Annotated in this window: 22 protein-coding genes; 5 read left to right on the top strand and 17 right to left on the bottom strand. The window is 63.9% G+C overall.

Annotated features, from left to right (window positions below):
• Window positions 1-8: 8 nt before the first annotated feature.
• From FHS03_RS14005 to FHS03_RS14035, 7 genes are all read right to left on the bottom strand, one after another.
• Window positions 9-1,307 carry a NarK family nitrate/nitrite MFS transporter gene (locus FHS03_RS14005; RefSeq protein WP_183441578.1) on the bottom strand — a complete coding sequence of 433 codons (1,299 nt, stop codon included), beginning with the start codon at window positions 1,305-1,307 and terminating at the stop codon, window positions 9-11.
• Between the two features lie 301 nt (window positions 1,308-1,608).
• Entirely contained in the window at window positions 1,609-2,751 is a 1,143-nt protein-coding gene (locus tag FHS03_RS14010; protein WP_183441579.1) for a CmpA/NrtA family ABC transporter substrate-binding protein, read from the bottom strand.
• Window positions 2,752-2,792: 41 nt separating this feature from the next.
• Window positions 2,793-3,392: an ANTAR domain-containing response regulator gene (locus FHS03_RS14015; protein ID WP_183441580.1), complete on the bottom strand. Its 600-nt coding sequence runs from the start codon at window positions 3,390-3,392 to the stop codon at window positions 2,793-2,795.
• A gap of 42 nt (window positions 3,393-3,434) precedes the next feature.
• Window positions 3,435-4,250: an ABC transporter permease gene (locus FHS03_RS14020; RefSeq protein ID WP_221208150.1), complete on the bottom strand. Its 816-nt coding sequence runs from the start codon at window positions 4,248-4,250 to the stop codon at window positions 3,435-3,437.
• Window positions 4,251-4,387: 137 nt separating this feature from the next.
• Entirely contained in the window at window positions 4,388-5,278 is an 891-nt protein-coding gene (locus FHS03_RS14025) for an ABC transporter ATP-binding protein (RefSeq protein WP_183441582.1), read from the bottom strand.
• 1 nt (window position 5,279) lies between these two features.
• Entirely contained in the window at window positions 5,280-6,284 is a 1,005-nt protein-coding gene (locus FHS03_RS14030; RefSeq protein ID WP_183441583.1) for an ABC transporter substrate-binding protein, read from the bottom strand.
• A 13-nt stretch (window positions 6,285-6,297) separates the two neighbouring features.
• Complete coding sequence (locus tag FHS03_RS14035) at window positions 6,298-7,185, bottom strand: TauD/TfdA dioxygenase family protein (protein ID WP_183441584.1); 888 nt, start codon at window positions 7,183-7,185, stop codon at window positions 6,298-6,300.
• Window positions 7,186-7,294: 109 nt separating this feature from the next.
• On the opposite strand from FHS03_RS14035, the gene FHS03_RS14040 reads away from it, so the two are divergent.
• On the top strand, window positions 7,295-7,915 hold the full coding sequence (locus FHS03_RS14040) for a DUF2238 domain-containing protein (RefSeq protein ID WP_183441585.1): 621 nt from the start codon (window positions 7,295-7,297) through the stop codon (window positions 7,913-7,915).
• On the opposite strand, the gene FHS03_RS14045 is transcribed toward FHS03_RS14040, so the two are convergent.
• The 9 genes from FHS03_RS14045 to FHS03_RS14085 all read right to left on the bottom strand — a co-directional run bounded on the left by FHS03_RS14045 (window position 7,912) and on the right by FHS03_RS14085 (window position 19,456).
• Window positions 7,912-9,366: a UdgX family uracil-DNA binding protein gene (locus FHS03_RS14045; protein WP_183441586.1), complete on the bottom strand. Its 1,455-nt coding sequence runs from the start codon at window positions 9,364-9,366 to the stop codon at window positions 7,912-7,914. The genes FHS03_RS14040 and FHS03_RS14045 overlap by 4 nt on opposite strands.
• Window positions 9,363-10,592: a putative DNA modification/repair radical SAM protein gene (locus tag FHS03_RS14050; RefSeq protein WP_183441587.1), complete on the bottom strand. Its 1,230-nt coding sequence runs from the start codon at window positions 10,590-10,592 to the stop codon at window positions 9,363-9,365. The genes FHS03_RS14045 and FHS03_RS14050 overlap by 4 nt, the downstream gene beginning before the upstream one ends.
• 68 nt (window positions 10,593-10,660) lie before the next feature.
• Entirely contained in the window at window positions 10,661-11,335 is a 675-nt protein-coding gene (can, locus tag FHS03_RS14055) for a carbonate dehydratase (RefSeq protein WP_183441588.1), read from the bottom strand.
• 104 nt (window positions 11,336-11,439) lie between these two features.
• On the bottom strand, window positions 11,440-12,564 hold the full coding sequence (dnaJ, locus tag FHS03_RS14060) for a molecular chaperone DnaJ (protein ID WP_183441589.1): 1,125 nt from the start codon (window positions 12,562-12,564) through the stop codon (window positions 11,440-11,442).
• Between the two features lie 137 nt (window positions 12,565-12,701).
• Window positions 12,702-14,651, bottom strand: coding sequence for a molecular chaperone DnaK (gene dnaK / locus FHS03_RS14065; protein WP_176348047.1), 1,950 nt, complete (start codon window positions 14,649-14,651; stop codon window positions 12,702-12,704).
• An 86-nt stretch (window positions 14,652-14,737) separates the two neighbouring features.
• Entirely contained in the window at window positions 14,738-15,283 is a 546-nt protein-coding gene (grpE, locus tag FHS03_RS14070; RefSeq protein ID WP_183441590.1) for a nucleotide exchange factor GrpE, read from the bottom strand.
• A gap of 369 nt (window positions 15,284-15,652) precedes the next feature.
• On the bottom strand, window positions 15,653-16,762 hold the full coding sequence (gene hemH / locus FHS03_RS14075) for a ferrochelatase (protein ID WP_183441591.1): 1,110 nt from the start codon (window positions 16,760-16,762) through the stop codon (window positions 15,653-15,655).
• Between the two features lie 124 nt (window positions 16,763-16,886).
• Entirely contained in the window at window positions 16,887-18,539 is a 1,653-nt protein-coding gene (recN, locus tag FHS03_RS14080) for a DNA repair protein RecN (RefSeq protein WP_183441592.1), read from the bottom strand.
• 17 nt (window positions 18,540-18,556) lie between these two features.
• Window positions 18,557-19,456 (bottom strand): NAD kinase, encoded by a 900-nt coding sequence (locus FHS03_RS14085; protein WP_183441593.1) that lies wholly within the window; start codon window positions 19,454-19,456, stop codon window positions 18,557-18,559.
• A 168-nt stretch (window positions 19,457-19,624) separates the two neighbouring features.
• On the opposite strand from FHS03_RS14085, the gene FHS03_RS14090 reads away from it, so the two are divergent.
• Window positions 19,625-20,002, top strand: a complete 378-nt coding sequence (locus FHS03_RS14090; RefSeq protein ID WP_183441594.1) for a VOC family protein — start codon at window positions 19,625-19,627, stop codon at window positions 20,000-20,002.
• Between the two features lie 22 nt (window positions 20,003-20,024).
• On the opposite strand, the gene FHS03_RS14095 is transcribed toward FHS03_RS14090, so the two are convergent.
• A complete protein-coding gene (locus tag FHS03_RS14095; RefSeq protein ID WP_371871691.1) occupies window positions 20,025-20,939 on the bottom strand; it encodes a DUF3667 domain-containing protein in 915 nt (304 codons plus the stop codon).
• 156 nt (window positions 20,940-21,095) lie between these two features.
• On the opposite strand from FHS03_RS14095, the gene FHS03_RS14100 reads away from it, so the two are divergent.
• From FHS03_RS14100 to gloA, 3 genes are read left to right on the top strand one after another with little or no spacing between them, the layout of a single operon-like run.
• Window positions 21,096-21,365 carry a hypothetical protein gene (locus FHS03_RS14100; protein ID WP_183441596.1) on the top strand — a complete coding sequence of 90 codons (270 nt, stop codon included), beginning with the start codon at window positions 21,096-21,098 and terminating at the stop codon, window positions 21,363-21,365.
• 11 nt (window positions 21,366-21,376) lie between these two features.
• Window positions 21,377-22,690: a PQQ-dependent sugar dehydrogenase gene (locus tag FHS03_RS14105; protein ID WP_183441597.1), complete on the top strand. Its 1,314-nt coding sequence runs from the start codon at window positions 21,377-21,379 to the stop codon at window positions 22,688-22,690.
• Between the two features lie 46 nt (window positions 22,691-22,736).
• Window positions 22,737-23,150: a lactoylglutathione lyase gene (gloA, locus tag FHS03_RS14110; RefSeq protein WP_183441598.1), complete on the top strand. Its 414-nt coding sequence runs from the start codon at window positions 22,737-22,739 to the stop codon at window positions 23,148-23,150.
• Window positions 23,151-23,165: the final 15 nt, after the last annotated feature.

A 23,165-nucleotide genomic window follows, 5' to 3' on the forward strand; every position in this document is an offset into this window, starting at 1 on the left:
CATTCTCCTTAAGCTACGGCCTTGGCGATGGCCGGTTCTTCCGCGGCCGCGCCGAAGCGGGCGGCAATCGCGCACAGGGCCGAGGCGGCAACCAGCAGACCGAGCACGCTCAATGTCTGCTGGGTATCTCCCAGGCCTTTCATCAGGAAGCCAGCGGCCACCGCGCCCACATTGCCGCCCGCGCCGATGATGCCGGCCACGCCGCCCAGGGCGCGCTTATCCACGAAGGGCACCAGCGCATACGTGGCGCCGCAAGCCATATGGGTGAACAGGCCGAAGACCAGCATGGCGGTCACCGCGAAGGCCACGCTCTGCGCTTGCGAGAACCACAGCAGGCCAGCGCCCTCGCCGATCATCATCACGAACAGCAGGGTGACGCGGCTATTCAGGCTGCCGCGCAGGGCAGCTTTGTCCGACAACCAGCCGCCGAGGGCACGAGCGAACAGGGCCAGCAAGCCGAAGCTGCCCGCCGCCATGCCCGCCTCTTTCAGGGACAGCTTGAAGTGATCGACGTAGTAGATGGCGGCGATGTTGTGGATGAAGATTTCCACGCCAAAGCAAGCGCCGTAGGTCACGAACAGCAGCCACACGCGGTAGTTCGAGGCGGCCATGCGGAAACTGGCCCAGCCGCCCTTCTTGCCGCTTTCCAGCTCCACCCCGGCGGCGCGCAGTTCGGCGTAATTCCCGTCCGGGCAGTCCTGCGTAAAGCGGTAGTAGACGAAGGCCATGACCAGCATCAGCACGCCCGGTACGATCAGCGCGGCGCGCCAGCCCATGGCATCGTTCACGCCCAGCATAACGAGGGCCGCCATCAGCAGCGGCATCAGCGCCTGCGCCACGCCGCCGCCCGCGTTGCCCCATCCCGCGGCGGCCGCATTGGCGGTGCCGACGATGCGCGGCGCGAACATCACCGAGGTGTGGTACTGGGTGATGACGAAGCTGGCGCCGACCGCGCCGATCAAGAGGCGGAAGAAGAGGAAGCCTTCATACGTCTGCGCCGCCGCCACCCCCAGCACCGGGATGGAACCCAGCAGCAGCAAACCCGTATAGGTTTTGCGCGGACCATAGCGGTCGCACAGCGGGCCGACAATCAGCCGCACCACGATGGTGATGGCGACGGCGGCGATATTGATATTGGCGATCTGCGCCGGCGTCAGCCCGAATTCACCCTTGATGACGGGCATCAGCGGCGCGCAGGCAAACCACGCGAAGAAGCAGATGAAGAAGGCCATCCAGGTCAGATGGAAGGCACGCATTTGCGGCGTGTGGAAGGTAAAGAGGTCGATGCTGCTTGCTTTGCTGGCCATTTTCTTATCCCTGTTCAGAAAACAAAAAGGCGTCCGCGCAGCAGACCATGCAGGCCTTGCCGGGCGGACGCCGTTGTCCTGCCGGTCCTTCGTTAGACCGGCGCATATGTTGGGGAGGATCGCCATTGACCCTTGCCTACCTCTTTGCAAAAGCCGTGCCAGCAGCGAACGAACGTGCTTTCAGAGGGAGGCGGCGGTTTTTCTGCTACAGCGGCAGCGCTTTCGGTGGTGGGAATGACTTATCGCGGTGCAGGCCTGCCCATAAATGGTGCAGCGCAGCGTTGCCGGGTACGCTCGCCGTTCAGCCGGCGCTCAAAGGGAAACCAGCCGCGTAGCGCGCCGGATCGCTGCCGTCCCACACCGTGCCGTCCATCAGCGTGGAGCGGCGCAGCATGGCCATGGGCGCGTCCACTTCGGCCATCGCGGCCGCCTCGCGGTAGAGCGCGAGGCGCTGCACCGACTGTGCCACGGCGAGGTAATCTGGCTCCGTCTTGAGCAAGCCCCAGCGGCGGAACTGGGTCATGAACCACATGCCGTCCGATAAATACGGCAGGTTGGCCGCGCCCTCCTGGTGGAAGTGCAGACAGTCGCGGTCTTCCCAGCGCTGGCCCATGCCATTGTCGTAGTGGCCGAGGATGCGCTCGCAGATCGCGTCCTTGCCGGTGTTGACGTAGTGCGGAGCGGAGATGATTTCGGCCATGGCCATGCGGTTGGCGGCGCTGGCGTCGATCCAGCGGCTCGCGTCCAGAACGGCGGCGACCATGGCGCGGCAAGTATTGGGGTTGGCCTGCACAAAATCGGCGCTGGCGGCCAGCACCTTTTCCGGGTGGTTGGGCCATATCTGCTGGCTGGTGGCGATGGTGACGCCCACGCCATCCATCATGGCGCGCTGGTTCCACGGCTCGCCGGCGCAGAAGCCGTCGATATGGCCGCCGGCCAGGTTGGCCACCATCTGCGCCGGTGGAATGGTGATGGTGCGCGCATCGCGCTGCGGATGAATGCCGTGCGCCGCCAGCCAATAGTAGAGCCACATGGCATGGGTGCCGGTCGGGAAGGTCTGGGCGAAGCTGAAGCGGCGCGCGCTGGAACGCATCAACAGCGCCAGCGTGGCGCCGTCCACCGCGCCCTGCCGCGCCAGCGCCGACGACAGCGTGATGGCCTGGCCGTTGCGGTTCAAATTCATCAGCACCGCCATATCCTTGCGCGGCGAGCCGATGCCGAGCTGGGTGCCATACACCATGCCATATAGGGCGTGGGCCGCATCCAGTTCGCCGCCGAGCAGTTTGTCGCGCACGGCCGACCACGAGGATTCCTTGCGGAGCACGATGCGGATGCCGTATTTGCGGTCGAAGCCCAGCACGGCGGCCATGACGACGGAAGCGCAATCGCTCAGCGGGTTGAAGCCGATGCGGACCGTCTCTTTCTCCAGTTGTATTTTCTGCATATTGACTCCAGCGGGGCGGGCGCACCAAATGCGTGCATGCCTCAGCCCAGCAAATCCTCCACGTCGAGAATGCGCTGGGCCACTTCCGCCAGCTTCAGGTTCTTGTTCATCGCCAGCGTGCGCAGCTTCTGGTAGGCCTGGTCCTCGCTCAGTCCATGGCGCAGCATGAGCAAGCCCTTGGCGCGGTCGATCACCTTGCGCTCGGCCAGTTTATGCCTGGTGCTCTCCAATTCCTCGCGCAGCTTCTGTTCATGGCGAAAGCGCGCCAGCGCCACGTTGAGCACCGGCTTGATGCGCTCCGCCTGCAGGCCAGCCACGATATAGGCGCTGACGCCCGCTTCCAGCGCGGCTTCCATGGCGCAGGTATCCTCATCCTCGGTGAACATGACGATGGGGCGGCGCTCGTTGCGCGTGGCGAGCACGATGTGTTCGAGCACGTCGCGCGCATCCGATTCGGCGTCGATGATGATCATATCCGGCTGCAGCCGCGCAATCTGCTCGGGCAGGTGCAGATCGGCCGGCAGCGAGGCGATGATCTGGTAGCCAGCCTCCTTCAGGCCCGCATGCAGAGCATGCGCGCGCAGCGACGCCTCGCTTTCGGCGGGGGGATGGATGACAAGGATGCGTAGATGGCGGCTCATGCGTCTGACTGAGCAAGAAGCGCGCCAGCTACGGTGGAGGCCTTAGCGCTGCATCCCCCAGCGCCGCACGGTGACGCGCTCCAGGGTGGCGAAGACGAGATTCTCGGCCAACAGGCCAATCAGGATGACGGCAGCCAGTCCAGCGAATACCTTGTCGGTATACAGTTCATTGCGGTTCTGGAAGATGTACCAGCCCAAGCCGCCCTGCCCCGCCGACGCGCCGAAGATCAGCTCCGCCGCGATCAGGGTGCGCCAGGCGAAGGCCCAGCTGATCTTCAGGCCGGACAGGATGCTGGGCGCGGCGGCTGGAATCAGAATCTGCACCACAAAGGGAAGACCGCGCAAGCCATAGTTGCGGCCCGCCATGCGCAGGGTTTCCGGCACGCTCTGGAAACCGCTGCCGGTCGCTAGCGCCAGCGGCCAAAGCACGGCGTGGATCAGCACAAAGGACAGGCTGGCCTGGCCCAGACCCAGCCACAGCATGGCCAGCGGCAGCAAGGCGATGGCGGGCAAGGGATTGAACATGGCAACCAGGGTTTCCAGCAGGTCGCGGCCAAAGCGCGTGGAGACTGCCAGCGCGGTCAGCAAAAAGGCGGCCAGCACGCCCGCCACATAGCCTTTCAGCAGCGCCGCCAGCGACACGCTGACTTTAGCCAGCAGCTCGCCGGAGGCAAGTCCGCCAGCAAAAGCATGCGCTGTCTGCAGAAAGCTGGGCAGCATCAGATCGTTGTTCTGCCAGCGCGCACCCAATTCCCAGACCAGGGCCAGCGCCAGCAGCAGCAAGCCTTTGCGCAGCCAGGCCTGGCGTCCGGCCCACTGCCGCACCGCGCCGCCGCTCAGCCACGCGCGGTTCGCCATCGCAGCTTCCGCCTCCGTCCTTGCTTCCGCCGTAGGTGGAGCCGCATCGCGCTGGCGGCCAGGTAGTTGCACCAGCCAGGGCAAGGCGGCAGGATATTCCAGCTCGGGGCGGATCGGCGGATCGACGAATGGCGCGTTCATGCCTGCCTCGCCGTTTCGGCATCGGCGGCGGCCGGGGTAAGCGCCGTGCCTTGCGCAGCCGGATGCGGCGCCGCTTCATGGGCAGCGCCATCGGCGCCAAACAGGAGGTGGTGGATGCGCTGGCTGGCGGCCTGGAACTCGGCGCCGCCCGCGCTGTGCAAATCGAACTGGTGGCTGTTGATCTCGGCCCGCACCCGGCCCGGATGCGGCGACAGCAGCAGAATGCGGTTGCCCACCACCAGCGCTTCTTCGATCGAATGCGTGACGAAGAGCAGCGTAAAGCGCGCCTCTTCCCACAGGCGGCCCAGCTCTTCCTGCATCTTGCGCCGGGTCAGGGCGTCGAGGGCGGCGAAGGGCTCGTCCATCAGCAGCACTTCCGGCTCCATGGCCAGGGCGCGCGCAATCGCCACGCGCTGCTTCATGCCGCCGGACAGGGTGTGCGGATAAGCGTCGGCAAAGCCGTCCAGGCCCACCTTGGCGATCCAGTGCAAGGCGCGTTCCTCGGCCTCGTGGCGCTTGGCGCGGCCCGAAGCGAGCAAGGGGAACATCACGTTCTGCTTCACCGTCTTCCAAGGCGGAAGCTGGTCGAATTCCTGGAACACGGCCATGCGCTGCGGTCCCGGCCCACGCACTAATTCGCCGCCGACGCTGATGCTGCCCGCGGCCGGCGCCACGAAACCTCCCGCCGCCTTGAGCAGCGAGGACTTGCCGCAGCCCGAAGGTCCGAGCAGCACAAAACGGTCGCCGCGATACACGTCAAAGCTGACGCCATCGGTGGCCCGCAGCACGCGCCCTTCGCTGCGGTATTCCAGCGTCACATTGCGTGCCCGCAGCAGCGGTTCAGCGACGCTGGTCGGCGGCACCAGATGCAGGGCTTGCGCCGCCATCTCAACCACCCTGCCCGATCAAGGGATCGTCGAAGAAATAATCCTTCCAGCTGGCCGGCTGGTTCTTGATGACGCCGACGCGGTGCATGAACTGCGCCAGCACAAAGGTGTTCTGCGGCGCGATACGGAACTGCACTTCGGGATTGCGGATGATCTTCAGCAGCAGGTCGCGCTCGATCTTGGACTTGTTGAGGCGCTGATAGATGTCGGCGGCGCCTTCCGGATTCTTGTTCACATAATCGGCCGCTTCCGCCAGCGCCGCCGTGAAGGCACGGTAAGTCTTGGGATTCTCGCTGCGGTATTTTTCGGTCGCGTACAAGACCGTCGAAGAAGTCGGGCCGCCCTGCACGTCATAGGATTTCAACACGATGCGTGCATTCGGATTTTGCGCCAGCTCCTGTTCCTGGTATGGCGGCGTGGCGAAGTGGCCGGTGATCTCGGTGCCGCCGGCGATGATGGCCGCCGTCGCGTCGGGATGCGGCAGCGTCTGCGTGATCTTGTCCAGACGCGCATATTCCTTGTCGCCCCACTGCTTGGCGGCCGCCATCTGCAGGATGCGCGCCTGCACCGACACCACGGCGGCGGGCAGGCCGATGCGGTCCTTGTCGGTGAAGTCGGCAATCGTCTTGACCTTGGGATTATTGCTGATCAGGTAGTAAGGGAAGCTGCCCAGCGCCGCCACGCCGCGCACATTCTGGCGGCCATTGGTGCGGTCCCACACCGTCAGCAGCGGCCCCACGCCCGCGCCGACGATATCAATGGCGCCGGACAACAACGCATCGTTGGCGGCGGCGCCGCCAGAGAGCTGGGTCCATTCCACCTTGACGTCCACCCCGGCGCGCTTGCCGTGCTTCTCGATCAGCTTCTGGTCCTGCACCACGTTCAGCAGCAGGTACACGATGCCGTACTGTTCGGCGATGCGGATGCGGCCTTCGGCCTGCGCCGCATGCGCGGCGAGAGCAAAGCCGAGGGCGGCCAGCGTAGTACGCAGCAGGGTCTTCTTCATGCAGTCTCCAGGATCAGTAAGGACGGTCGCCTTCGATGGTGGTGCGGTACAGGGTGCGGCGCTGCTCAAACGGGCAGCCGGTCGCCAGATGCATCAGCGAGCGGTTGTCCCAGAACAGCAGGTCATGCGGCTGCCAGCGGTGGCGGTAAATGTGTTCGGGCTTGACGCTGTGGGCGAACAGCTCCTGCAGCAGTTCGCGGCTTTCATCCTCGGGCAGGCCAAGGATGCGGGTGGTGAAATGTTCGCTGATAAAAAGTGCGCGGCGTCCCGTTTCGGGATGCACGCGCACGACAGGATGGCTTACGGGTAGGACTTCGTGAATCTGCTCCGGCGTGAGCGCCGGCCGCCAGGGACTGTGACGGCGCAGCTCCTCATAACGCGCCAGATAACTGTGTTCGGCCCGAGCACCCTGCACGGCGCGGCGCAACGCGACAGGCAGGGTGTCGTATGCCAGGTGCATATTGGCGAATAGTGTGTCACCTCCTTTCGATGGCAGCTCCTGCGCATGCAATAGAGAGCCCAGACTGGGTTTCTCCTTGTACGACAGATCCGAGTGCCAGAACACACCCGCATCGCCCAATCCCGCCGGTTTGCCGTCCTTCAGGACATTCGATACCACCAGAACTTCCGGATGCCCCGACAACTGGAAGTTCCGCAGCACATGGATTTGCAGCTGGCCGAAACGCCGGCTGAAATCGATCTGTTGCTGCGGCGTGATACGCTGCCCCCGGAACACCAGCAAGTGATGGTCCAGGTGGGTGGCATGAATCCGCAAGAAGTCCATATCGCTGAGCGGTTGGGACAAATCGAGGCCTGTAATTTCCGCACCCAGAGGAGCCTCCAGGATATGGATCTCGAAATCCGAATCAACGCTAAGGTCTTCAAAAAGAACGGCTGACATGATTGTGCGATGCGGGGGTTGCTGGAGATTCCAGTCTAGGCCTGGCTTAACGTATTGGAAACGAATTCATTTTGATATTAATATGCGCTTTTCGATTCGGCGAACGCGCATGAATACATCCTCTTCCCGGCTTCATCTGCTGCTGACGGCGGCCATGTTTGCAGTGCTGATCTGGTCCGGCCTGGCGCCGTATGACCGCGCCACCTGGCTGATGGAAGTGGCGCCCGTCCTGATTGCCTTCCCGCTCATGCTGGCGACCTACCGCCGCTTTCCGCTGACCGATCTGCTGTATGTGCTGATCCTGCTGCATGCGATCGTGCTGATGGTGGGCGGCGCCTACACCTATGCGCGCGTGCCTTTCGGCTTCGATCTGCAGCAGTGGCTGGGACTGGGCCGCAATCCCTACGACAAGATCGGCCACTTCTTCCAGGGCTTCGTGCCGGCCCTGGTGGCGCGCGAGATCCTGCTGCGCGGGCGGCATATCGCGGGCCGCAAGATGCTGGCCTTCGTGGTGGTGTGCATTGTGCTGGCGATCAGCGCCACGTATGAGCTGATCGAATGGGGTGCGGCGGTCGCCATGGGCCAGGGCGCGGACGAATTTCTCGGCACGCAGGGCGATCAGTGGGATACGCAATCGGATATGTTCACGGCGCTGATCGGCAGCATCGCCGCCCTGCTCCTGCTGGCGCGCTGGCAGGACCGGCAGATCGCCGCTATCGAACGGATTTAGGAGTCAGCCAGCCGCCACGCGGTGCGCAAGGCGGCGACGATGGCGGCCAGCGCATCCTGGCGCGCCTGCGCATCGGGCACGCGCAGCGCATACGCCGGATGGTAAGTGGCGACAACCCAGCGGCCCTCATGCCGCACCGGCTCGTCCATGTAATCCTTCAGATTGACGCGGCCATCCTGCAGAACCGATTTGAGCGCCGTGCTGCCAAGCGCCAGCACCACACTGGGGCCGATCTGCTTCAGCTCTTCTTCCAGCCAGTAGTGGCAGGCCAGGACTTCGCGCTGGGCCGGCGTCTTGTGCAGACGGCGTTTGCCGCGCAGCTCCCATTTGAAATGCTTGACCGCGTTGGTGATGTAGACGGCGCGGCGGTCCACGCCGGCTTGCTCCATGGCCCGCTCCAGCAGCTCGCCGGCCGGACCGACGAAGGGCTTGCCCGCCAAATCCTCCTGATCGCCGGGCTGTTCGCCCACCAGCATGATCCTGGCGTGGCGCGGGCCTTGTCCACCCACGGCCTGGGTGGCGTTCTGCCACAGCTCGCAGCGGCGGCACTCGTCCAGGGTGCGCGGCTGCTCGCGCTCGGGCTGGGCCTTTTCCGCGCTGACCGGAATCGTCGTGCCGCTGCGGCGGCCAACGGCCGTGCTCTGGCCCGTGCTGCGCGCACCGGCGGCCGCTTGCGTGACCATCTCCGGCACGACGGCCGCTTCCGGCAAATGCTTCCAGAAGCGCGCAGTGATATGGCTGTGCATCAGGTCCGCGTTCAAGCGCGCGGGATTGAAGATGCTGCGGTAATAGGTCAGCCATAGCGCCTCGCCTGCGTCTTCGATATCGGCGGGGCCGCGCAGCAGCGCCGCGGTATGGTGCAATTGCGCGCCGTCCCAGAGCACCGTGGCGTCGGGCGTGGCGATCATCCAGCTGATGCGGCCCATGCGGCGCACGAAGTGTTGCGCCACCTGGGGCAGGACATCGTGCGCCGGTTCGAACCAGGCGATGAAACGCGGCGCGCCCTTGTCTTCAGGGCGTTCGCGAAAGCGCAGGTAGGCGTGCATATCATGTTCTTCGCGGCGCACCGCCTTCGCCATGGCTTGCAAACGCGCGCCATCGTCGTCGGCCATCGACAATACCTCCTGTTCGCCATGCTGCCAGCGCCACAGCACGCGGTAGAGAAAAGCCCAGCGGTCGGCCGCGCGAAAGCAGGCGGCGCGCTCCAGCATTTCCATCAGCGCGCGCGGGATGCGCAGAGCCGGGCCGTCAGCGCTGGCAACGGCAGCGGAAGGCAACGGCGCATCGCTCAACAGATCGATCTCGCCAGCGCGCTGCATCCATTGTACGGACTCGGGTGGCACACGGCGCACGATCAGGCGGCGCGCCGCCGCGCGCCATTCGGCAAAGTCACACGCCAGCACGGGGCCGGCGGGCCAGTCCGGCGCTGGCGCGGATGCGGCCCCGCTCATGCCACCTGCAGTTCCGGCCAGAGCGTGAGCTGCTGCTGGCGCTCGGCCATGGCGCGGCGCAGCGTTTCGGAAGGCGTACCGTCGCGCGCGGGCGTGTAGTCGGCCGTGATGATGAAGGGCGCGACCTTCTTCATGCTGCAACGCAGGCGCGACAGGTCGGCATAGCGCACGCGCCGCATGCGGCGCAGCTCCACAATGCGCTTGGCGTTGAGCAAGCCGATGCCCGGCACGCGCGCGATCATCGCCAGGTCGGCGCGGTTCAGGTCGAGCGGAAAGTGCTGGCGGTTGGCCAGCGCCCACGCCAGCTTGGGGTCGATGTCGAGCGCCAGATTGCCCGCCTGCGGCAGCAGCTCGCTAACCTGGAAGCCATAGCCGCGCAGCAGAAAGTCAGCCTGGTACAGCCGGTGTTCGCGCAGCAGCGGCGGTGGCGCCAGCGGCACGCTTTTCGGACTGTGCGGGATGGGACTGAAAGCCGAGTAGTAGACGCGCTTGAGTTTATAACTGCCGTACAGGGTTTCGGCCGTGCTCAGAATGCGCTGGTCGTCGCTGGCGTCGGCGCCGACGATCATCTGCGTACTTTGTCCGGCCGGCGCGAAACGCGGCGCTTTCGGTTCATCCGCCTTTTCATCCAGCTTGAGGCGGATGGCGCCCATCGCCAGCTTGATGGTATGCACGCTCTTTTCCGGCGCCAGGCGCTCGATGCTGGTCTGGGTCGGCAATTCGATATTCACGCTGAGCCGGTCGGCGTAGCGGCCGGCCGCCTCGATCAGCGCCGGGTCGGCATCGGGAATCGTCTTCAGGTGGATATAGCCGCGAAACTGGTGCACTTCGCGCAGTTCGCGCGCGATCGCCACCAGCTGCTCCATCGTGTAATCGGCCGACTGGATGATGCCGGAGCTGAGGAACAGTCCCTCGATGTAATTGCGCAGGTAGAAATCGACGGTGAGCTTGACCACTTCCTGCACGCTGAAGCGGGCGCGCGGCACGTTCGAGCTGCGCCGGTTGACGCAGTACTGACAATCGTAGATGCAGAAATTGGTGAGCAGAATCTTCAGCAGGGACACGCAGCGGCCGTCCGGCGTATAGCTGTGGCAGATGCCCATGCCATTGGTGGCGCCGACGCCATCCTTGCCTTCCGAGGAACGCTTGGGCGCGGCGCTGCTGGCGCAGGATGCATCGTACTTGGCCGCATCGGCCAGAATTTCTAATTTGTCTGTCAACTCCATGGCGCCGCCGATAACTGTATATGCATACAGTATATCTTAGGCGGACGCCGGGAGCCGTTTTTTTACAGTCAGGCGATGGGTTCGTAGTGCGCCAGACGATTGCGCACGCGGGCCGACAGGTCAGTCGGGCCGCTCACGGTCATTTCCAGATCGTGCAGGTGGCCATCCTTCAAGCCATACACCCAGCCATGCACGCTCAGTTCCTGGCCGCGGTCCCAGGCGTCCTGCACGATGGTGGTCTGGCACACGTTCACCACCTGCTCCACCACATTCAGTTCGCACAGGCGCTCGCTGCGCTTGTTCGTTTCCAGCACATCGCCCAGATAGCGCTCGTGCTTCTGTGCCACGTCCTGCACATGGCGCAGCCAGTTGTCGGCCAGGCCCACGCGGCCGCCGGTCAGCGCGGCGTGCACGCCTTTGCAGCCGTAGTGGCCGACGATCATCACATGCTTCACCTTCAGCACGTCGATCGCAAACTGCAGCACGGACAAGCAGTTCAAGTCCGAGTGCACCACCACGTTGGCGATATTGCGGTGGACGAAAACGTCGCCCGGCGCGAGGCCCAGCAGTTCGTTCGCCGGCACGCGGCTGTCCGAGCAGCCGATCCACAGATATTCCGGGGAGGCTTGCTGCGCCAGGCGCTTGAAGAATTCGGGATCGCGGGCGACCATGGAGTCGGCCCAGCGGCGGTTGTTGTTGAGCAGTTCCTGCAGGGCTGCAGGGCTCTTGATTGCTTCGCTCATTGATGCTCCTATCGTAGCAAGACCGCCGGTCCATCGGGATGATGGCGGCGGTCCGTTAGGCAGGCCGCACCGGGGCGCCCGGGGCGGTGAAAAGTGACGCTATATTACTCGAAGAAGTCCTTGACCTTGTCTTTCCAGGTCTTGGTCTGCGGGCTGTGCTTGGATCCGCCTTCCACCGTGGCGCGGTCGAATTCGCGCAGCAGCTCTTTTTGTTTTTCCGTCAGCTTGACCGGGGTTTCCACGGCCACGTGGCAGAACAGGTCGCCCGGATAACCGGAACGCACGCCCTTGATGCCCTTGCCTTTCAGACGGAAGGTCTTGCCCGACTGGGTGCCTTCCGGCACGGTGAAGGAGACCTTGCCATCCAGGGTCGGCACTTCGATCTCGCCGCCCAGGGCCGCCTTGGCGAAGGAGATCGGCATTTCGCAATGCAGGTCGTCGCCTTCGCGCTGGAACACCGGGTGCGCCTTGATGTGGATTTCCACATACAGGTCGCCCGGCGGGCCGCCATTGGTGCCCGGCTCGCCGTTGCCGGTGGAGCGGATGCGCATGCCGTTGTCGATGCCGACCGGGATCTTCACTTCCAGCGTCTTGTTGCGCTTGATGCGGCCCGCGCCGGCGCACGATGGGCATGGCTCAGGAATGATCTTGCCGGTGCCGTGGCATTTCGGGCAGGTCTGCTGGATGCTGAAGAAGCCCTGCTGCATGCGCACCTGGCCGTGGCCGCCGCAAGTGCCGCAGGTGGTGGGCGAGGTGCCCGGCTTGGCGCCGGAACCGTGGCAGGTGTCGCACTTGTCCCAGGACGGTACGCGGATCGTGGTGTCGAAGCCGTGCGCCGCCTGTTCCAGCGTGATTTCCAGGTTGTAGCGCAGGTCGGCGCCGCGATACACCTGCGGACCCGAACTGCGGCGTCCACCGCCGCCGCCGAAAATGTCGCCGAAGATATCGCCGAAGGCGTCGCCGAAACCGCCGCCGCCAAAGCCGCCGCCACCGCCCATATTCGGGTCCACGCCGGCATGACCATAGCGGTCATAGGCCTCGCGCTTCTCCGGATTGGTCAGCATCTCGTAGGCTTCCTTGACCTCCTTGAACTTCTCTTCCGCCTCTTTATTGTCCGGGTTGCGGTCCGGATGATATTTCATCGCGAGCTTGCGATAGGCTTTCTTGATTTCGTCTTCCGACGAATTCTTGGCGACCCCGAGGATCTCGTAAAAATCACGCTTTGCCATCTTGTAGGCACCTTGCTTTTACTGATGTACCGATTATGCGAAAAAGCCGAGCAAGCACCGTCGGACGGACGCTCTGCTCGGCAGGTCCGGCGCGGCGGCGATGCGCCGCGCCTTACACTCGACCGAAGTGGGACAGCTTATTTGCTGTCTTTGACTTCCTTGAAGTCGGCGTCGACCACGTCGTCCTGCTGTGGCTTGGCTTCGGCGCCGCCAGCTTGCTGCTGCTGCGCGCCTTCCGCGCCGCCGGCGGCAGCTTGCTGCGCCTGCATGTCAGCGTACATCTTCTCGCCCAGCTTCTGCGAAGCGGTCGACAGGGCGGCAACCTTGGCGTCGATCTCGGCCTTGTCACCGGTTTTCAGCGACGCTTCCAGATCGGTGATGGCCGCTTCGATCTTCTCTTTCTCGCCGCCTTCCAGCTTGTCGCCGTATTCGGTCAGCGATTTGCGGGTCGAGTGCACCAGGGCGTCGGCCTGGTTGCGCGATTCGGCCAGCTCTTTGAGCTTCTTGTCTTCTTCGGCGTTCAGCTCGGCGTCCTTCACCATCTTCTGGATTTCGTCTTCCGACAGGCCGGAGTTGGCCTTGATGGTGATCTTGTTTTCCTTGCCGGTGGCCTTGTCTTTCGCGCCCACGTGCAGAATGCCGTTGGCGTCGATGTCGAAGGTCACTTCGATCTGCGGGGTGCCGCGCGCTGCCGGCGGGATGCCTTCCAGATTGAATTCGCCCAGGGCCTTGTTGCCGGCGGCGATTTCACGCTCGCCCTGATACACCTTGATGGTCACGGCCGGCTGGTTGTCGTCGGCGGTGGAGAACACTTGCGAGAACTTGGTCGGAATCGTGGTGTTCTTGTGGATCATCTTGGTCATCACGCCGCCCAGGGTCTCGATGCCCAGCGACAGCGGGGTCACGTCCAGCAGCAGCAGGTCCTTGCGCTCGCCCGACAGCACGGCGCCCTGGATCGCGGCGCCCACGGCCACGGCTTCGTCAGGGTTCACGTCCTTGCGTGGATCCTTGCCGAAGAACTCTTTGACCTTTTCCTGCACCTTCGGCATACGGGTCATGCCGCCGACCAGGATGATGTCGTCGATGTCGGACACTTTCACGCCGGCGTCCTTGATGGCGGTGCGGCATGGCTCGATGGTCTTGGCGATCAGCTCTTCCACCAGCGATTCCAGCTTGGCGCGGGTCATCTTCAGGTTCAGGTGGACCGGCGCGCCGTTGGCCATGGCGATGTACGGCTCGTTGATCTCGGTCTGGGCGGACGAGGACAGTTCGATCTTCGCGCGCTCGGCCGAAGCCTTGATGCGCTGCAGGGCGATCGGGTCTTTTTTCAGATCCAGGCCGTTGATCTTCTTGAATTCGTCGATGATGTAGTCGATCACGCGCTGGTCGAAGTCCTCGCCACCGAGGAAGGTGTCGCCGTTGGTCGACAGCACTTCGAACTGCTTCTCGCCGTCCACGTCGGCGATTTCGATGATGGACACGTCGAAAGTGCCGCCGCCCAGGTCATACACGGCGATCTTGCGGTCGCCCTTGTCGGTCTTGTCCAGGCCGAAAGCCAGGGCCGCCGCGGTCGGCTCATTGATGATGCGCTTCACGTCCAGACCGGCGATGCGGCCGGCGTCCTTGGTCGCCTGGCGCTGCGAGTCGTTGAAGTAGGCTGGCACGGTGATCACGGCTTCGGTGACTTCTTCACCGAGGTAGTCTTCTGCCGTTTTCTTCATTTTGCGCAGCACTTCCGCCGAAATCTGTGGCGGCGCCAGTTTTTTGTCGCGCACGCCGATCCAGGCGTCGCCGTTGTCGGCCTTGGCGATCTCGTAAGGCATCAGGGAGATATCCTTCTGCACTTCTTTTTCTTCGAACTTGCGGCCGATCAGACGCTTCACCGCGAACAGGGTGTTCTTCGGATTGGTCACTGCCTGGCGTTTGGCTGGCGCGCCGACCAGGATTTCACCGTCTTCCTGATATGCAATGATCGACGGCGTGGTACGCGCGCCTTCGGCGTTCTCGATCACTTTCGGGGTGCCGTTTTCCATGATGGAAACGCAGGAGTTGGTGGTCCCCAAGTCAATACCGATGATTTTGCCCATGATTTATTCTTCCTATTTACTAAAGTTTCAGATAGTTCTTATATGTGGAAACGCTGTATCGTTTTCAAGTGCTCAAACAAACGGCATTATTTCGGCTGAGCGGCCGTGACGATGGCCGGACGCAGCAGGCGGTCGGCAATCATATAACCTTTTTGCAATACAGCAACAACGGTATTGGCTTCCTGATCGGCCGGCACCACGGCCACGGCCTGGTGGCGGTTCGGGTCGAGCTTTTCGCCCTGGGCCGGCATGATTTCGATCAGACGGTTCTTTTCGAAGGCGGAATTAAGCTGTTTCAGCGTCATTTCCACGCCTTCCTTCAGCGATTCCAGGGTCGGCGCCTCGACTTTCAGGGCCATTTCCAGGCTGTCCTTGACCGGCACCATGGCTTCGGCGAAGCTTTCCACGGCGAATTTGTGCGCTTTCGACACGTCTTCCTGGGCGCGGCGGCGGATATTGTCGGCCTCGGCCTTGGCGCGCATGAAGGCGTCCTGCATCTCGGCGGCGCGCGCTTCGGCGCTGGCCAGTTGCTCTTCCAGACTTGGAACGGCAGGTTCAGCAGGTGCCGCCGGCTGGGCTTGCACCGGCTCCGCCTCTTGATTAGGCACGGCCTGATTTTCCTGATCTTGCATCTAAAAGACTCCTACTATCGTGAATGTTAGTTTTTTGTCCGGATACTACTGGGCGGGAAATGGGGATCCTGCGCTGGTTTTCAAGAGCAGGCGGAGCCGGATGTAACGATTGATTTACAATTTCGCAACATTCCCGACATAGGTTTTTGGCCCGCAACGGCTAAGATGAAAACTGAACCGCGCTCTGGAAACCGCCATGAAACTGTCCCTCGTCACAGCCACCCTGCTCGCCTACATCGTGCTGGCGACGGCCTGGATCTGCTATACCGAACTGTTACCCTGACCGGGTATTGTAACAGGCTGGCACTCGTCACCGGCAAGTGCTGATTACGCCCGGCGCCCTGGCGGCGCCCGGCGTCAGGGCCGCTGTCAGGCCTCGGCGCCCAGTTGCAAAGCGGCGGCGCGCGCCGCTTCCGCCGCTTTTTTGTGCAGCTCGCGCTGGGCCGCCGTCTGCATGGTCGGCCAGCCGATGATGTGCTGCTCGGCAATTTCGGCCAGGGCCGCGATCCAGGCCGGATTTTCGTTCAGGCAGGGGATATAGTGGAATTCCTGGCCGCCGGCCGCCTCGAAGTCGGCGCGCACCTCCATGGCGATCTCCTCCAGCGTTTCCAGGCAATCGCTGGTAAAGCCGGGACAGATCACGTCGACGCGGCGCGCGCCCTGGCGCGCCAGCGCCTCCACCGTCGGCGCCGTGTAGGGCTGCAGCCACTCGGCCTTGCCGAAGCGGGACTGGAAAGTGACCACGTAATCGTCGGCGCCCAGCTTGAGGCGGGACGCCAGCAGGCGCGCCGTCTTCAGGCACTCGCAATGGTAGGGATCGCCCAGCAGTAAGGTACGCTTGGGCACGCCGTGGAAGCTCATCACCAGCTTATCGGGGCGGCCATGCTGCTCCCAATGCGCCTCGACCGACTCGGCCAGGGCGCCGATATAGCCCTCATGCTCGTGATAATTGCGCACCAGGCGCAGCTCCGGCACGTTGCGGATATTCTTGTAGTGGGCAAACACCGCGTCATAGATGGACGCCGTGGTCGTGCCCGAATACTGCGGATAGGCCGGCAGAATGGCGATGCGTTCGCAGCCCTCGGCCTTGAGTTTAGCCAGCACATCCGGCAACGAAGGCGAGCCATAGCGCATGGCCATGGCCACCGTCAGCTCGCTGTGGCCGCGTTCGGCGAGCGCCTCCTGCAGCAGGCGCGCCTGGGCCTGGGTATGGACTTTCAGCGGCGAACCCTCGCGGGTCCAGATCGACGCGTATTTATGCGCCGACTGACCCGAGCGGAAAGGCAGGATCGCCCCGTGCAGGATCAGCCACCACAGCGCGCGCGGAATCTCCACCACGCGCCGGTCCCACAGAAACTCCCGCAGATAGCGGCGCAGCGCGCCCCGGGTGGGCGCATCCGGCGTCCCCAGATTCACGAGAACGACAGCGCTGCGCGAAATGCTGCCGTGGGCAAAAGGTGGCTCTTTAGCGAAAGACATAAACCCCGTCGAAGAAAGTCCAGGAAAGCCCGCCATTATAGTGCCCCACCCCACCATTTGCGCCAAATCAAACAATGTCCCACCCTGGTGTCAGGCACCAGGGTGGGACATTGTTTGATGCAGATCAAGAGGCGAGCAGTTCGCGGGCGTGCTGGCGGGTGGTGGCGGTGATTTCGAGGCCGCCGAGCATGCGGGCGACTTCTTCGACGCGGGCGGTGGCATCCAATACGTCGATGCGGGAGGCGGTTTTGCCGTTGTCGAGCGTGCTCTTGGCGACCTGGAAGTGTTGGTTGGCCTGACTGGCCACCTGCGGCAGGTGGGTGACGCACAGGACTTGGCGCTCTTGTCCCAATTTTTTCAGCAGACGCCCCACCACTTCGGCCACACCGCCGCCGATGCCGCTGTCGACTTCGTCGAAGATCAGGGTCGGGGTGGTGGTGGCTTTGGAGGTGATCACGGAAATGGCCAGCGAAATCCGCGCCAGCTCGCCGCCGGAGGCGACTTTGGCCAGCGGACGCGCGGCAACGCCGGCATGCCCGGCCACCATGAATTCGACCTGCTCGACGCCTTTGGCGCTCGGCTCGCCAGGATGCAGGGCAATCTCGAAGCGGCCGCCGGTCATGTTCAGCTCCTGCATGGCCTTGGTCACGGCTTCGCCCAGCTGGCGCGCGGCCACGGTACGGGTCTGCGTCAGTGCGGCGGCGGCGTCGAGGTAGACGGCTTTGAGTTTTTCTTCCTGCTGGCGCAGGCCGTCGATGTCGCTGGCGTCGGCCAGCTGGCCGAGCTTGGCCGCGAGCTTGGCGTGTTCTTCCGGCAGCTCTTCGGGCGCGACGCGGAATTTGCGCGCGGTCGAGTGCAGCGCTTCCATGCGGGCATCGACTTGGCGCAGGCGGTCGGGGTCGAGTTCGACGCGGTCCAGATAGGTGTTCAGGGCGTACACGGATTCCTGCAGCTGGATGCGCGCCGATTCGATCAGGTCGACCACGGGCTGCAGCTCGCCATCGACGGCGACCAGCTTGCCCAGCTTCTGGTTCAGCGCCGAGAGCTGGGACACGATGGGCTGCTCGTCCGATTCGGAAATCACGGCCAGCGCTTCCTGTGCGCCTTCGAGCAGGCTGGCGGCGTGCGACAGGCGGCTGTGCTCGTGGCTGATGTCGGCCCATTCGCCGGACTTGGCGGCCAGCTTGTCGAGTTCGCCAACCTGCCATTCCAGGCGCTCGCGCTCGTACAGCACATTGGCGGCATTGGTTTCGAATTCTTCCAGCTGGCGCGCCAGCGCGCGCCAGGCTTTATAGGCCACGCTGACCTCGCGCACATTGGGCGCGGCGCCGGACTGGTTGTCGAGCAGCTCGCGCTGGGCTTCGGTTTTCAGCAGGGACTGGTGGGCGTGCTGGCCGTGGATGTCGACCAGCAGGTCGCCCAGCTCGCGCAGCTGGGCGGCGGTGGCGGCCACGCCGTTGATGAAGGCCTTCGAGCGGCCGGCATTGTCGATCACGCGGCGCAGCAGGGCGCCGCCTTCGTCGGCCGCGAATTCGTTGGCGGCCAGCCATTCGGCCGCCTGCGCGGTGACGGTGAAGTCGGCCGTGATGTCGGCCTTGGCCGCGCCTTCGCGCACGATGCTGGCGTCGCCGCGTCCGCCCAGCGCCAGCGTCAGCGCATCGATCAGGATGGATTTGCCGGCTCCTGTTTCTCCGGTGAAGACGGCAAAGCCGGCGGAAAATTCCAGTTCAATCGTGTCGACAATGACGAAATCGCGGATGGACAGTGTACGCAGCATGGTCTCAAGAAGGATGGTTAAACTTTGCCGTCGGTGGACGGGTATTCGTTCCAGTGCAGCTTTTCGCGCAGGGTGTTGTAGTAACTCCAGTGCTCGGGATGCAGGAAGGTGATGGCGTGCGGCGAGCGCTGGATATGGATGCGATCCTGCGGCATCAGGCTGGCGAAGGTCTGCATATCGAAATTGACGGTGATGTCGCGCCCGCGCTTGATTTCGATGACGATCTGGCTGGAGTCGGGCAGCACGATGGGCCGGTTCGACAGCGCATGCGGCGCGATCGGCACCATGACGATGCCGCCCAGGGTCGGATGCAGCAGCGGCCCGCCGGCCGACAAGGCATAGGCGGTGGAACCGGTGGGCGTGGCGACGATCAGGCCGTCGGAACGCTGGTTGTACATGAAGTGCTCGTCGACGTCGACGCTGAGCTCGGCCATGCCGGCGCCGGCGCCGCGCGAAACCACCACGTCGTTGACCGCCATGCCGACATGGATGGCCACGCCGTCGCGCATGACGCGCCCTTCGAGCAGGGTGCGGCGCTCGGCCTCGTAGCTGCCGCTGAGGATCTGGCCCAGCACAGGCAGCATGTCTTCCAGCGGGATATCGGTCATGAAGCCGAGGCGGCCCTGGTTGATGCCGATCTGCGGCACATCGTAGGGCGCGAGCTGGCGCGCCAGGCCCAGCATGGTGCCGTCGCCGCCCATGACGATGGCGGCGTCGGCCTGTTCGCCGATTTCCTGCACGCTCATGACGGCGATGCCGGGCAGGCCCAGATGCTCGGCCGTGGCTTGCTCGAACACGACGCGGCGGCCCGTCGCCTGCAGGAAGTCGAGCAGGCTGCCGACCGACTCCTCGATGCCGGCGGTATTCGGTCTGACGACCAGCGCGATGGTGTGAAAGCTGGCAGGCGTGGCGGGCATATCAATCTCGTAAAAATATGGGGGTAGCAACACGCAGCAGAGTAAACCATAATGCAGGCTTCCGCCACGGATGGCTACGCACTTGCGCGATGCCGTGCTCGCCGGGAACACTGTATATGCAAACAGTATATCAGTGCAAGACTGTCAGTACAACAACAGGAGAATGGCATGGCAAAAGCGCTGGGCGTGGGCGGCATCTTTTTCAAATCGAAAGATCCGCAAGCCCTGATGAGCTGGTATCAGACCTGGCTGGGCCTGCCGGTCGAAGGCGGCGAGTATGCCAGCTTCGCGCCGGCCAGCATGCCCGAGGGCAGCAGCACCGTCTTCAGCGCCTTCAAAGCCAATACCGGCTATTTCGCGCCCTCCAAGCGCGAGTTCATGTTCAATCTGCTGGTGGACGATCTGGACGGCGCCCTGCGCCAGGTGACCGAGGGCGGCGCCGAACTGGTGGGCGATGTCCAGGCTTTCGATTATGGCCGCTTCGGCTGGTTCCTCGACCCGGACGGCAACAAGGTCGAGCTGTGGCAACCGGCCGCCAAAGGCTGAGCCGGCCACCGCCCGGAAGGCCTTAGTGGGCAGCGGACGCGCCCGCCATCATCGCCACCATGATGGCGATACTTAATGAAATCAGGTGCAGCAGCATCAGGCCGGACCAGCGCAGCAGGGTGGCGCGGCGGCTGCCGCCATACACGCGGCGCATGGCCCAGGGCAGGTAGCCGGCCAGCCAGCAAAACAGCACGAAGCGCACAAAGTCCTGGCTGACCAGGGTCAGGGCGCCGAACATGATGAAGGCGAAGGCATTGGTGTGCAGGGCGAACAATAGGTGTTCGCCAAAGCGCCGGCCACTGCCGATGTAGAGCACTTTCAGATAAAAGGCGAACAGCGGCATCATCAGGAAGACGGCGTAGGGCGCGTATTTGTAGAAGCCGTCGCTGAGCGCATCGGTCTTCTTTTCCGAACTCAGCTTGTCGAAACGGTCGATGCGTTCGGCGATGCTGGGCGCGTATTCGCGGATCTTGCCATCCCCGGGCGAGGCAGCGCGCGTCCCGATATTGAGGTTTGCCTTGCTCTTTTTCACCTCGTCGTCGGACAAGCCTTGCAGCGCGACGATGCTCTCTTTCTTCTCGTCCTCGTCGTTGAAGTTGACGGCGGCGAAGCTGGAAAACTTGAGCACGGCGAAAAAGATGATGCTCAGGCTCAGATACAGGCGCAGCGGCTCGACATAGCGCTTGCGGCGGCCACGTATGTATTCATTGGTCAGCAAGCCGGGACGGAACAGCAGGCGCGTGATGCTGCCCCACAGCCGTCCTTCCAGCGCCACGTAATGGCCGATGAACTCATGCGCGAATTCGCCGAAGCTGGGCGCATGCAGGCGCGTTTCCTGGCCGCAGTTGTGACAGTAGTGACCGCTTACCTGCGCATTGCAGTTACGGCATTCGGCGGGGGCATCGTGGGGCAGTGCAGCTGGGGCAGCAGGATTCACGCTTGTCTTTCTCAGAATATTTCCTACCAGCATGCTACCGGCTTCATGCCAAAAAAGCACTAGGCTTAGGCATGGATGCAACACTTCAAGCGGGCGACTGCGATCCGTGGCCTTGGCTAAGATGGTTGATCGCCAAGCTTTGCAGGGAGGAACGCCATGAACAAACCGCCACCCAACAGCCAGGACCGCAAGGTGAACACCCAGGCGCCGGTCGGCCCCACCGGCGGCCAGCGCCTGCCGCACGAACGCGACGAATCGCCCGAGGGCGTGCAGCACCAGAAGCCGCGCAGCGTGATCCGCCAGGCGGCGGCGGACGTGGAGCAGGGCCTGGTCGATACCGACCGCCGCGCCACGCCCGGCCTGCAGAAAGCGGCGCCCGGCAATGAAGCCCAGGCCCGCCCCCAGCCCGGCACCAAACGCGATTAAGGACACCCCTCATGCGCCCCGCCACCGCCCTGCTCCTGCTCCTGACCATCGGCGCCAGTCCCCTGGCGCTGGCGCAAAGCAGCAAATACCCGCCCGGCTTCGGCCCCGATCCGCAATTGCCCGAGCCGGAGCGCAGCCTGCTCCCCACCGTAAACGTGGCGCCGGTCGAACGCTGGCAGGGCGACGCCAAGCCGGTGCCGGCTTCCGGCTTCGGCGTCACGGCCTATGCGCGCGAACTGGACCATCCGCGCTGGGTCTATGTGCTGCCGAATGGCGATGTGCTGGTGGCTGAGAGCAATGCGCCGGCCAAGGAAGACCAGGGCAAGAGCATCAAGGGCGCCATCATCAAGCAGCAGATGAAGAAGGCGGGCGCGGCCACCACCTCGGCCAACCGCATCACGCTGCTGCGCGGCCTGGGGCCGGACGGCGCCGCCACCAGCCGCCACGTTTTCCTGCAGGGCCTGCACTCGCCCTTCGGCATGGTCCTGGTGGACAAGAATCTGTATGTGGCGAACGCCGACGCTCTGCTGCGCTTCCCCTACCAGGAAGGCCAGACCACGATCGCGGCGGCGGGCGTGAAGGTGATGGACCTGCCCGGCCTGCCGCTCAACCACCATTGGACCAAGAATGTGGTGGCCAGCCCGGACCGCAAGCACCTCTATATCGCGGTCGGTTCCAACAGCAATGTGGGCGAGAACGGCATGGACAAGGAAGAAGGCCGCGCCGCCATCTGGCAGCTGGAACTGGCAAGCGGCAAATCGCGCCTGTTCGCCAGCGGCTTGCGCAATCCGGTCGGCATGGCCTGGGAGCCAAGCAGCAAGGTGCTGTGGACCGTGGTCAACGAGCGCGATGAGCTGGGCAACGACTTGGTGCCCGATTATCTGACGTCGGTGCGCGACGGCGCTTTCTACGGCTGGCCCTACAGCTATTTCGGCCAGCATGTGGACGAACGCATCAAGCCGCCGCGTCCCGACCTGGTGGCCAAGGCCATCGCGCCGGACTACGCGCTGGGCGGCCACACGGCCTCGCTGGGCCTGGCCTTCTACGACGGCAAGCTGTTCCCGCCCAGCTACCAGAGCGGCGCCTTCATCGGCCAGCACGGTTCCTGGAACCGCAAGCCGCATAGCGGCTACAAGGTGGTATTCGTCCCCTTCGCCAACGGCAAGCCGGTCGGCCCGCCGCGCGACTTCCTGGTCGGCTTCCTGAGCCGCGAGGGCAAGGCGCATGGCCGCCCGGTCGGCGTGGCGCAGGACAAGGCCGGCGCCCTGCTGGTAGCCGACGATGTGGGCAATGTGATCTGGCGCGTGGCGCCGGCGGCGCGCTGAGAAAACGCATACAATTCAGCTTTTGCCAGCAATACGAAGGACTATCATGCGCATTCTGCACACCATGCTGCGGGTCGGGAACCTGCAGCGCTCCGTTGATTTCTACACCAAGGTACTGGGCATGCAGCTGCTGCGCACCAGCGACAATCCGGAATACAAATACACCCTGGCCTTCCTCGGCTACGGTTCCAACCCGGAACACGCGGAGCTGGAGCTGACCTATAACTACGGCGTGGACAGCTATGACCTGGGCAATGCCTACGGCCATATCGCCATCTCGGCCGACAATATCGTGGCCGCCTGCGAAGCGGTGAAAACCAATGGCGGCAACGTCACGCGCGAACCGGGTCCGGTCAAGGGCGGCTCCACCGTGATCGCCTTCGTCACCGATCCGGACGGCTACAAGATCGAGCTGATCGAGCGCCAGTTCAACGCCGGCGGCAGCGGCCTGCACCAGTAAGCACAGGGCGCGCGC

Source organism: Pseudoduganella violacea (genome assembly GCF_014191875.1).
GTDB lineage: Bacteria > Pseudomonadota > Gammaproteobacteria > Burkholderiales > Burkholderiaceae_D > Rugamonas > Rugamonas violacea_A.